General features: G+C 67.4%; 7 protein-coding genes and 2 pseudogenes. 7 read left to right on the forward strand and 2 right to left on the reverse strand.

Features of this window, described 5'->3' with window-relative positions:
- From G3N93_RS24255 to G3N93_RS24265, 3 genes and pseudogenes are all read left to right on the forward strand, one after another.
- A pseudogene (locus G3N93_RS24255) lies at window positions 1-223 on the forward strand (nitric oxide reductase activation protein); the annotation flags it as partial.
- 32 nt (window positions 224-255) lie between these two features.
- The gene (locus tag G3N93_RS24260) at window positions 256-1,398 is read left to right on the forward strand and encodes a transporter substrate-binding domain-containing protein (protein ID WP_174982970.1); all 1,143 of its coding nucleotides are present in this window, start codon (window positions 256-258) and stop codon (window positions 1,396-1,398) included.
- A gap of 6 nt (window positions 1,399-1,404) precedes the next feature.
- The gene (locus tag G3N93_RS24265; RefSeq protein WP_174910533.1) at window positions 1,405-2,016 is read left to right on the forward strand and encodes an ANTAR domain-containing response regulator; all 612 of its coding nucleotides are present in this window, start codon (window positions 1,405-1,407) and stop codon (window positions 2,014-2,016) included.
- 30 nt (window positions 2,017-2,046) lie between these two features.
- Here G3N93_RS24265 and G3N93_RS24270 read toward each other — a convergent pair whose 3' ends face one another.
- The gene (locus tag G3N93_RS24270) at window positions 2,047-2,496 is read right to left on the reverse strand and encodes a helix-turn-helix domain-containing protein (protein ID WP_011355448.1); all 450 of its coding nucleotides are present in this window, start codon (window positions 2,494-2,496) and stop codon (window positions 2,047-2,049) included.
- A 353-nt stretch (window positions 2,497-2,849) separates the two neighbouring features.
- Between G3N93_RS24270 and G3N93_RS24275 the strand changes: the two genes are divergently transcribed.
- Window positions 2,850-3,773 (forward strand): alpha/beta fold hydrolase, encoded by a 924-nt coding sequence (locus tag G3N93_RS24275; RefSeq protein WP_206124385.1) that lies wholly within the window; start codon window positions 2,850-2,852, stop codon window positions 3,771-3,773.
- An 87-nt stretch (window positions 3,774-3,860) separates the two neighbouring features.
- Here G3N93_RS24275 and ggt read toward each other — a convergent pair whose 3' ends face one another.
- Window positions 3,861-5,582 (reverse strand): gamma-glutamyltransferase, encoded by a 1,722-nt coding sequence (gene ggt / locus G3N93_RS24280; RefSeq protein ID WP_011355450.1) that lies wholly within the window; start codon window positions 5,580-5,582, stop codon window positions 3,861-3,863.
- 395 nt (window positions 5,583-5,977) lie between these two features.
- Here ggt and G3N93_RS24285 point away from each other — a divergent pair, with 395 nt between their 5' ends.
- From G3N93_RS24285 to G3N93_RS24295, 3 genes and pseudogenes are all read left to right on the forward strand, one after another.
- Window positions 5,978-6,502 (forward strand): metal-dependent hydrolase, encoded by a 525-nt coding sequence (locus G3N93_RS24285; RefSeq protein ID WP_174982965.1) that lies wholly within the window; start codon window positions 5,978-5,980, stop codon window positions 6,500-6,502.
- A gap of 201 nt (window positions 6,503-6,703) precedes the next feature.
- Window positions 6,704-11,230 carry a DEAD/DEAH box helicase gene (locus tag G3N93_RS24290; protein ID WP_206134129.1) on the forward strand — a complete coding sequence of 1,509 codons (4,527 nt, stop codon included), beginning with the start codon at window positions 6,704-6,706 and terminating at the stop codon, window positions 11,228-11,230.
- Window positions 11,231-11,365: 135 nt separating this feature from the next.
- Window positions 11,366-11,549: pseudogene (locus G3N93_RS24295) on the forward strand (amino acid permease); the annotation flags it as partial.

Consider the following 11,549-nt stretch of genomic DNA (forward strand, 5'->3'; position numbering starts at 1 on the left):
TGCCGCCGACATCGACGTGTTCGACCCGCGCTACCTCGTCGAGGATGCGCGCCACGCGGCACGCCAGGGCCGGCAGCGCGGCGTCGCGATCGCCGGATTGTCGTTCGGCGCACCGCCCGGGTTGTCTACAATACTTGGCGTCGGCCCGAGCTGCGTCCACGCGGCGAACGGCGACGCACTGCCGGCCGTCGTCGCGCACGCGGCCGGGCGGCTGACCGCGTGACGGCCCCACCCGGAAGAGACAGGAAAGACCGAATGAACAGTGTGAAGGTTGGCGTATTGTTCTCGCAGAGTGGATGCACGTCGCACCTCGGCCAGAGCCAGTTGCGCGGCACGCTGCAGGCGATCGCCGAGATCAACGAAGCGGGCGGCGCGAACGGCTGCGAGATCGTGCCCGTCGTGCGCGACGCCTGCTCGGACCCGGCCGTCTATGCGCGGCTCGCCGAAGAGCTGATCGCCACCGAACGCGTGAACGTGCTGTTCGGCGCGTACATGTCGAGCAGCCGCAAGGCGCTGATTCCGATCGTCGAGAAGTGGGACAAGCTGCTGTTCTACCCGACGCTCTACGAAGGCTTCGAGTTCTCGCCGAACGTGATCTACACGGGCGCGGCGCCCAACCAGAACAGCGTGCAGCTCGCCGCGTTCATGACCGCGCAGTTCGGTGCGCGCGTGTACCTGGTCGGGTCCGACTACATCTACCCGTACGAGTCGAACCGCATCATGATCGACCTCGTCACGCAGCATCCGGAAGGCCAGATCCTCGGCGAGGTGTACATGCCGCTCGTCGCGTCCGAGCAGGATTTCGCGGCGGTGGTCGAGGACATCCGCGCGAAGGCGCCCGACTTCGTGTTCAGCACGCTGGTGGGCGACAGCACGGCCGCGTTCTACCGCGCGTATGCGCAAGCCGGCCTCGATGCGCGCAAGATGCCGATCGCGAGCCTGACGACCTCCGAGATCGAGCTCGGCCAGATGGGCGCAGCCGCGGCCGGCCACTACACGTCGTCGCCCTATTTCCAGACCATCGATTCGGACGTGAACCGGCGCTGCATCGCGCAGCTCAAGGCGCGCTTCGGCGACGACGCGAGTGCGTCCGCGCCGTGGGAAGCCGCGTATTTCCAGGTTCACCTGTTCGCCAATGCGCTCGCGCGCGCCGGCACCGACCAGCGCGACCGGCTCGTCGAACATCTCGCGGACGCGGAATTCGATGCGCCGCAGGGGCGTGTGAAGATCGACCGGCTCACGCAGCACACGTGCCTCTACCCGCGCATCGGCTGCGCGACGGCCGACGGCAATTTCACGATCGTGCGCGAAGCGACGCGACGCGTGCATCCCGATCCGTACCTCGTCACGCATTCGCTCGGCGACCGCGTGCACACGCCCGACGAACAGAAGGCGTAACCGACGATGCGCGCCCGCACCCCGATCCGCTCGACGCCGCGCCTGCTCGCCGAACTGCGCTCGCTGCGCGTGATGGTGTACTACCCGGACGACGACAACGGCCTGCTGCTCGTCGAGCAGCTCTCGCGCATCGGCTGCCCGACCGAGCAGCGCTGGCCGCCGCCCGCCGCGTTGCCGGAAAGCGTCGACCTCGTGATTCTCGCGGTCCGGCCCGACCTGCTGCACCTGTCGATCCCGTGGCTGGAAGACGACGCACGGCCGCCGCTCATCGCGGTCACGACCTACGAAAGCCCGACGATCCTCGAACTGATGCTGCGCATCGACGCGCAGAGCGCAGTGACGACGCCGGTGCGCTCGTTCGGCCTGTTGAGCGCGATGGCGCTCGCGTGTCACCAGAGCCGCCGGCACGACGAATACCGGCGCCGCATCGCGCAGCTCGAACAGCGCGTGATGTCCGCGCGCACGCTGCAGGAAGCGAAGACGCTGCTGATGCAGCACAACGCGATCAGCGAGGAAGAGGCCTACCAGCAGATCCGCTCGCAGGCGATGGAGCGGCGCATCTCGATCAACCAGCTCGCCGAGCAGATCGTGCAGGCGCACGCGCTGCTGAAGCGGTAACGCAGGCACGCTTGCCGCGACCGCCGCACGTCAGTCCGGCGGCGGCAACACGACCGTGTCCTCCGGCCCGAGCACGCGGCCGTCCTGCGAGCGCAGTTCGAGCTTCCTGACCGGCAACCCGGCTTTCCGGTCGACGAGCAGCACGTGCGCCTCGTCCGGTTCGAAGAAGAAATCCTCGCCCCACTGCCGCAGCGCGACGAGCAGCGGAAACAGGCCGCGCCCTTTCTCGGTCAGCACGTATTCGTGATGCGCGCCGCCGTCCGCGGCCGGCACGATGTCCATGATCCCGTGCGCGACCAGGTTGCGCAGGCGCGCAGCCAGGATGTTCTTGGCCAGCCCGAGGTTCTTCTGGAATTCGCCGAAACGGCGCAGCCCGTCGAACGCATCGCGGACGATCAGCAGCGACCACCAGTCGCCGATCGCGTCCAGCGGACGGGCAACGCCGCAGGGGGAATCTTCGTGCGTGGTTCGTCTGTTCATCGAGGCTCGAGGCGACTCCGTGCCCGGAATGCGGGCGGAACGGCGGTCGTTTCCGTTGAAATGAATGGTTGCAATATAAAACTCGCCGCACGAAAGATCAATCGCACCGGGCCCGACTGTTCGCGATCGACGAATGGAATGGTCGATTCGGGTCTGATTGGCGCTTCAACTTATACGTCCGGCCAATACTTTCCGGCTGCGTTTCTTTCCGGCACGTCTTCGCACGCCAGCCCGCCAGTCATTCGGCCTGCGGCCCAGCCACAATTTTGGTTGCAACTTGAAACCTAATATCCTACGCTTCGATTCGGTTTCAACTTGAAACCAATCTATCCGACTATCCGAAGGAGCGTTCGATGATCCGTTCCGATGCCACGTTCGACGGCACCTTTCCATTCGCCCCGCATTTCGACGACGCATCCGGCTTCCGGATGCACTACGTGGACGAAGGCCCGCATGACGGCGAAACCATCCTGTGCCTGCATGGCGAACCCACGTGGGGTTATCTGTTTCGTCATCTGATTGCCGCGCTGAGTCCGACGCACCGCGTCGTCGTCCCCGATCACATGGGCTTCGGCAAAAGCGCGACGCCGCATGATCGCAGCTACTGGCTGCAGGACCATATCGACAACCTGGAGCGCTTCGTGCTCGCGCGCGACCTTGATCGCATCACACTGGTGCTGCACGACTTCGGCGGCCCGGTCGGCATGGGGCTCGCCGCGCGGCATCCGGATCGCATCCGGCGGATCGTGTCCGCGAACGGGCCGACGCCGTTCGGCCAGCCCGATCTGGTCGACCGCCTGAACGCGAACGGTCGCGATGCGCCGTGGTTCCAGTGGATCATGCGCGCGGCGGCGGACGATACGCTGGAGACGGTACTCGGTCAGCTCGGTTTCAACATCCTGAGCACGCTGAAGCTGAACGGGTTCGAAAATCACGCGATCATCAACGACACGTGGATCGACGCATACGGTGCGCCGTTCGCACAACCGGAGGACTGCGTCGGCGCGATCGGATGGGCCCGCGGGTTTGCCGCCGGCGCACACCGGTTCGAGGAGCCCGATGCGGCGGCGCTGCGCGCGATACGCGAAAAACCCGCGCTCGCGATCTGGGGAGACGCCGATCGAACGCTCGGCGCCGAACACTTCCTGCCGCTCTTCACGGCCCTGTTTCCGTCCGCGCCCGTCGAACGGCTGGCGGGCGTCGGGCACTACTGCTTCGAAGATGCGCCCGACGCCATCTCGGCACGCATTGCCGAATTCATCCGGACCAACGGCTGAGTACGTTCCGCAGCCGGCGACACGACACCCGGCTGTGGAACACGGCGTGCGCGGCCGCCTTCGCAGTTGCGCACGCCCCCCTTCACGTCAGTGAATGATCCGCGTCACGCCACGCCCGCGCGGGTCGGCCATTGCTTCCGGCGTCTTGCCGTCGATCTTGATCACCTGGATGTCGCCGCTGAAATCCTGCCCCTTCAGCGTGTAGCCGCGCGCCTCGATCTGCTTCGCGAGTTCGCCTTCGATCGGGTGGTACGGCTCCCAGAAGATCGTGTTCGGCGGCAGCAGCTGGTGATGGAAGCGCATCGCACCGACGGCCTCCTTCAACGGCATCTTGAAGTCGTAGATGTTGTTGATCACCTGGAAGATCGACGTGAAGATCCGCGAGCCGCCCGGCGTGCCGATCACGAGCGACACCTTGCCGTCCCTGGTCATGATCGTCGGCGACATCGACGACAGCGGGCGCTTCTTCGGTTCGATCGCGTTCGCGTCGCTGCCGACCACGCCGAACATGTTCGCGACGCCCGGCTTCGCGGAGAAGTCGTCCATCTCGTCGTTCAGCACGATGCCGGTGCCGTCGGCGATCACGCCCGAGCCGAAATAACCGTTGATCGTGTACGTGTTCGACACCGCGTTGCCCCACTTGTCGACCACCGAGAAGTGCGTCGTTTCAGCCTTCTCCGGCATCGTCGTGCCGAGGCCCGGCTGCACGCTCTTGGTATCCGACGGCTCCTTCGGGTTGACTTCGCCCGCCCGCTTCGCGATGTAGGCGTCGTCGGTCAGCTGCGCGATCGGCACCTTGTAGAAATCGGGATCGCCGAGATACTGCGCCCGATCGGCGAACACGCGCTTCTCGATTTCCGCGACGAGGTGGATGTACTGCGGCGAGTTGAGCTTCACGCCCTCGAAATCCTGCTTGAGGTCGGCCTTCATCTTCAGCAACTGCACGAGGCCGATGCCGCCCGAGCTCGGAGGCGGCGCGGTGATCACGTCATAGCCGTTCCACTTCGCCTGCACCGGCTGGCGCCACACCGCGCGGTACTGCGCGAGATCCTCGGTGGTGATCAGCCCGTTGCCGTCGCCGGTCTTCATCGATGCGGCGATCAGCTCGGCCGTCTTGCCCTTGTAGAACCCTTCCGCGCCGTCGTTCGCGATGCGCGTGAGCACATCGGCGAGATCCGGCTGCTTGAAGTTCACGCCCGCCTTCAGCCCGGAGAAATACTTGTCGAAGTTGGTCTTGCCGCCGAACTCCTTCGATGCGTCGACACCGCGCTGCGCGAGCTGTTCGTCGACGACGAAACCATCGCGCGCGTAGTGGATCGCCGGCGCGAGCACCTGCTTCCACTTCAGCTTGCCGAAGCGTTTCTGCGCTTCCCACATGCCCGCGACCGTGCCCGGCACGCCGACCGCGCGCGGGCCGTACAGGCTCATGCCCTTGACGACGTTGCCGTCCTTGTCGAGATACATGTCCTTCGTCGCGGCGAGCGGCGCGCGCTCGCGGTAGTCGATGAAGTACGGCTTGCCGTCCTTGTAGATCGTCATGAAGCCGCCGCCGCCGATGTTGCCGGCTTCCGGATACGTGACGGCGAGCGTGAATGCGATCGCGACGGCCGCGTCGATCGCGTTGCCGCCTTCCTTGAAGATCCGCTCCGCGGCATCCGCGCTGTACTTGTCGGCCACCGCGACGGCCGAGCTCGTCAGGACTGCGGGCTGCGGCCCCTTCGCATAGACGGGCGCGTTCGGCAGGAAGCCGATGCCGGCCACCGTCGCGAGCACGACAGCGGATGATTTGAAGCGATTCAGCGTAGTCATTGCATGTCCCCCATGTGGATCTCCTTCAGGCAGGAAAAGCACCTGTTCCGCTCATGGTCGCCGGCACGCCGACGGCCATCTCCGGTTTCGTAGTATAGGGGGACAAAAAGGGTCGAACACGGGGTGTGCAACGAAAGCGCATTCGTCATGTGCGCGAGGTCATGCTGCTCAAGAACATGCCCGCGGATCGGTCGAAATTGCACGCGGCATACGTCATCACGCAGCGCACAAAAAACCGAAAGTTGCGAACTGCACGGAAAGCCACGCGACACGTGCAAAAAAATCTGCAAACGTCCCTCCCGCAGCACGGGCCGATCTGCGAAGATAGCGCCCCGCTTTCGCGCTGCATCATTTTTCATGCACGCACCGCTTCACGTTTCTTCGTCTCGCTTCCTATGGCATCACACAATGCGCATCATGCGTCCGGCATCGCGGCCGGTGTCGCCGCCGCCGTCCTCGTCGCACAAACCGGTGCAACAGGCCTGTGGCACTCGGGCATGCTCGCCGCATTCGTGGCCGGCGTCGCGGGCGGCACCGCGCCCGACTGGCTCGAAGTCGCATGGTGGAGCCGCAAGCGCCGCCTGTGGATCACGCATCGCACCGTCACGCATTGGGGCATCGGCTGGATCGCGCTGCTGGCGCTCGGGTGGCACGGGCTCATCCATCATCCGCATCCGCTGTGGGCCGCGCCGCTGTTCGGCTTCGCATGCGGCGGCCTGATGCACCTGCTCGCCGACTGGCCGAACCCGCTCGGTGTGCCGTGGATCTGGCGGCGTCACTCGCTCAACCTGTGGAAGAGCGGGCATTGCGACCTGATCGTCGTGGCCGCCGCATGGGGCGGCACGCTGTGGCTCGCGCAGTCGCTGTGCTCGCGCGCGCCGTTGCTCGAGCACTGGCTCGGCTGGCTGAATCGCGTTTAGTCGCAATTCGACGCAATTCAGCACGCGATCGGCGTGCCGACGCGCATGCAACTTTCCGTTCGTTGAAAGTGCGGTGATGGCCCCCATCTGAATTCGAATCGTCGCCGTACGTGCCCGGCACGCACGCGCGACGTCTGGCACACTGACGATTCGATTCGTGTGCGCGCCCTCCGCGCGCTTGCACCCCATTTCAACGCTCCGATGGACGTCACCGCTACCCGCCCTGCCGCCAGTGCGCTCGACGTGTTCCACCCGGCCGTCGCCGCGTGGTTCCGGCGCACGTTCGCCGCGCCCACCGGCGCACAGGCGCTCGCGTGGCCGCACATCAAGGCCGGCCGCTCGACGCTGGTCGCCGCGCCGACCGGTTCCGGCAAGACGCTCACCGCGTTCCTGTGCGCGCTCGACGAGCTGGTGCGCGATGCGCTGGCGCACGACGGCACGCTGCCCGACGCCACGCTCGTCGTATACGTGTCGCCACTGAAAGCGCTGTCGAACGACATCCACGTGAACCTCGATGCGCCGCTGGCCGGCATCGCCGAATCGCTCGCGCAACTCGGCCTGCCGGTGCCGGCGATCCGTACCGCCGTGCGCACCGGCGACACGACGCAGGCCGAGCGCGCCGCGCTGCGCAAGCGCGCACCGCACATCCTCGTCACGACGCCCGAGTCGCTGTACGTGCTGCTGTCGTCCACGTCGGGGCGGCAGATGCTGTCGAACGTGCGCTCGGTCATCGTCGACGAAATCCATGCGCTCGCGTCATCGAAGCGCGGCAGCCATCTCGCGTTGTCGCTCGAACGTCTCGACGCACTGGCCGGCCATGCGCTGCCGCGCATCGGGCTGTCGGCCACGCAAAAGCCGATCGACGCGGTCGCGCGCTTCCTGGTTGGCGGCCCGGCTGACGCGCCGCGCGACTGCACGATCGTCGACACCGGCCACACGCGCGAGCGCGACCTCGCGCTCGAACTGCCGAACGTGCCGCTCGAACCCGTGATGGCAACCGACGTGTGGGAACAAGTGTACGACCGCATCGCCGGGCTTGCGGCCGCGCATCGCACGACGCTGGTGTTCGTCAACACGCGGCGCACCGCCGAGCGCATGGCGCGCCATCTCGCCGACCGGCTCGGCAAGGAGGCGATCGCCGCGCATCACGGCAGTCTCGCGAAGGAGCACCGCTTCGATGCCGAGCAGCGCCTGAAGCGCGGTGAACTGAAGCTGCTCGTCGCCACCGCATCACTTGAACTCGGCATCGATATCGGCGACGTCGATCTCGTCTGCCAGGTCGGTTCGCCGCGCGGAATCGCTCCGTTCCTGCAGCGCGTCGGCCGTTCGGGGCACCATGTCGGCGGCATACCGAAAGGCCGGCTGTTCCCGCTGTCGCGCGACGAACTCGTCGAGTGCGCCGCGCTGCTCGATTGCGTGCAACGCGGCGAGCTCGACGCGCTGCGTATTCCCGAAGCGCCGCTTGACGTGCTTGCACAGCAGATCGTCGCCGAAGTGGCGTGCACGGAATGGCAGGAAGACGCGCTGTATGCGAGCTTCACGCGCGCGGCGCCGTACGCACGGCTGACGCGCGAGCGCTTCGACGAAGTGATGAAGATGCTCGCCGAAGGCTTCACGAGCCGGCGCGGCGTGCGCGGCGCATACCTGCATCGCGACGTGGTCGGCGGCACCGTGCGCGGGCGCCGCAACGCGATGATGACCGCCACGACGTCCGGCGGCACGATCCCCGACATGGCCGACTACGCGGTGCTGCTCGAACCGCAGGGCATCCAGGTCGGCACCGTCAACGAGGATTTCGCGATCGAGAGCCTGGCCGGCGACGTGTTCCAGCTGGGCAACCAGTCGTACCGGATCATTCGCGTGGAAACGGGCCGCGTGCGTGTCGAGGACGCGCAGGGCCAGTCGCCGAACATTCCGTTCTGGCTCGGCGAGGCGCCGGGGCGCAGCGACGAGCTGTCGGCGGCGGTCGGCCGGCTGCGCGCGCGGCTCGACGGACTGTTCGCCGACGGTGACCGGCTGGCAGCGCATGGCACGAGCCGAGAAAGCATCGTCGACGAGACTGGCAGGAAGTCCATGCCTCGCACCGACGCCAAAGCCGGCGCGAATGTGAAATCAAAGGCCGCCGGCACAGTCGATACGGATGCCTCGCTCGACTTGCGGCCCAACACAGTTGTTTCCGCCTCCGCCGAAAGCCGCCTCGCGCCGGCGTTGCGCTGGCTCGTCGACGATCTGCATCTGTCACCCGACGCCGCCCACCAGATCGCCGACTACCTCGCCCGCACGCGCGCCGCGCTCGGCGCGCTGCCGACGCAGGACACGCTCGTGATGGAGCGTTTCTTCGACGAATCGGGCGGCACGCAGCTCGTGATCCATTCGCCGTTCGGCAGCCGCATCAACCGCGCGTGGGGGCTCGCGCTGCGCAAGCGCTTCTGCCGCAGTTTCAACTTCGAGCTGCAGGCCGCCGCGACCGACGACGCGATCATCCTGTCGCTGTCGCTCGCACACAGCTTCGCGCTCGACGAAGTGTGGCGCTACCTGCGTTCAGCGAGCGCCGAGCACGTGCTGGTCCAGGCCCTGCTCGACGCGCCGATGTTCGGCGTGCGCTGGCGCTGGAACGCGACGACCGCGCTCGCGCTGCCGCGCTTCACCGGCGGCAAGCGCACCGCGCCGCAACTACAGCGGATGAAGAGCGAGGATCTGCTCGCGACCGTGTTCCCCGATCAGGTCGCGTGCCTGGAAAACATCGTCGGCGAGCGCGAGATTCCGCATCATCCGCTCGTCGACCAGACGCTCGACGATTGCCTGCACGACGCAATGGATACCGATGGCTGGCTTGCGCTGCTGCGCCGGATCGAAAGCGGCGCGATCGAGCTCGTCGCGCGCGACCTGCCCGCGCCGTCGCCGCTCGCGGCCGAGATCCTGAACGCGAAACCGTACGCGTTCCTCGACGATGCACCGCTCGAGGAACGCCGCACGCAGGCCGTGCAGTCGCGCCGCTGGAGCGATCCCGAATCGGCCGACGATCTCGGCGCGCTCGACGCCGACGCGATCGATGCAGTGCGCGACGAAGCCTGGCCGCTCGTGCGCGACGCCGACGAAATGCACGACGCGCTGCTCACGCTCGCGTGCATCGCCGATGGCGAAGCGCGCAAACACGAAGGCTGGCTCGACCGGCTCGCGGAACTTGCCGAACGCCGCCGTGCGACGAAACTGGCCGCACCGGGCGGCGCCGCACTGTGGGTGCCGGTCGAACGGCTCGTGTGCGTGCGTGCGCTGCATCCCGACGCGCGCATCACGCCGGCGCTCAAGGTGCCGGCCGCCTGCGCGCAGCCGTGGGAAGCGGATGCCGCACTCGTCGACGTGATCCGCGCGCGACTCACCGGTTTCGGCCCGCTGGCCCTCGATTCGATCGCGACACCGCTCGGGCTGCCGCCTGCGTCGATCGCGACGGCGCTCGCGGCGCTGGAGCGCGAAGGCTATGTGATGCGCGGCCGGTTCACGCCGGGCACGACGACGGACGAATGGTGCGAACGCCATCTGCTTGCGCGCATTCATCGCTATACGGTGAAGCGGCTGCGTCGCGAGATCGAACCGGTCGAGCGCGCAGACTTCATGCGCTTCCTGTTTCACTGGCAACACCTGACGCTCGACACGCGCGGCACGGGCCGCGATGCACTGGCGGCCGTGGTCGAACAGCTCGAAGGCTACGAGGCCGCGGCGAGCGCATGGGAAGACGCACTGCTGCCCGCGCGGCTGACCGACTACATGGCAGGCGGGCTCGACGAGCTGTGCCGCTCGGGCAAGCTCGTGTGGACACGCATCGGCGCACCGGCGCGCGCGGCCGGCACACCCGTGAAGACGACGCCGATCGTGCTGCTGCCGCGCCGCCACCTGTCCGCGTGGCAGGCGCTGCGCGATCCCGATGCGCAACCGGCACTGTCCGCGAGGGCCGCACAGGTACGCGACGCCCTCGCCGCGCACGGCGCGATGTTCTTCGACGCACTGCTCGACGACCTGCACGTGCTGCCCGTCGAACTCGAACAGGCGCTCGGCGAACTCGTGTCGGCCGGCCTCGTGAATGCGGACAGCTACGCAGGCCTGCGTGCGCTGCTGAAGCCCGCCGTCAAGCGCAGCGCGACCTATGCGCCACGCACACGGCGCGGCGGTGCACTGATCGGCGGGATGGACGACGCGGGCCGCTGGGCACTCGTGCAACGCCATGCGCCGCCGGACGATGCGCCAGTGCCGAAACGCGGCCAGGCCGCGACCGACCCCGACGCGCTCGAACACATCGCATGGACGCTGCTGCGCCGTTACGGCGTCGTGTTCTGGCGGCTGCTCGAACGCGAAGCCGACTGGCTGCCGAGCTGGCGCGAACTCGTGCGGGTACTGCAGCGACTCGAAGCGCGAGGCGAGATTCGCGGCGGACGCTTCGTCGCCGGGCTCGCGGGCGAACAGTTCGCGCTGCCCGAAGCGATTCCGATCCTGCGCGAACTGCGGCGGCAGCCAGGCGACGGACAGTACGTATGCGTGACGGGCGCCGATCCGCTGAATCTTGCCGGCACGCTGCTGCCCGGCGACAAGGTGCCGGCGCTGGCCGGCAATCGCGTCCTGTTCCGCGACGGCGTGCCCGTCGCATCGCTGGTTTCGGGAGCGTTCCACTACGCACCCGAACTGTCACCCGCCGCGCGCGAGGATGCCCGCCTGCGGCTCGCACGCCACTGCTGACACCGGCTGACACGCGACACCGCACGGACTACTGATCGCCGGGCCGCGCTGCCGTCGTCATTCGGGTAGCATCGAACGATTTTCCGCGCGGGCTCCCGCGCCCAAACACGACAAGACTCCCGGAGACTGCTGTCCATGCCCTCGCATGTCGATTCGCCCGCCGCTCATCACGCGGGCTCGCTGACGATTTTCCAGGGCGCCGCGCTCTACATCGGCGCGGTGCTCGGCACCGGCGTGATCGCGCTGCCCGCACTGGCCGCCGAGGTCGCGGGCCCGGCCTCGCTGCTCGCCTGGGCCGCGCTGGTCGTGCTGTCCGGGC

The sequence above is a fragment of the Burkholderia sp. Se-20378 genome, assembly GCF_017104665.1.
In the GTDB taxonomy this organism is placed as follows: Bacteria; Pseudomonadota; Gammaproteobacteria; order Burkholderiales; family Burkholderiaceae; genus Burkholderia; species Burkholderia lata.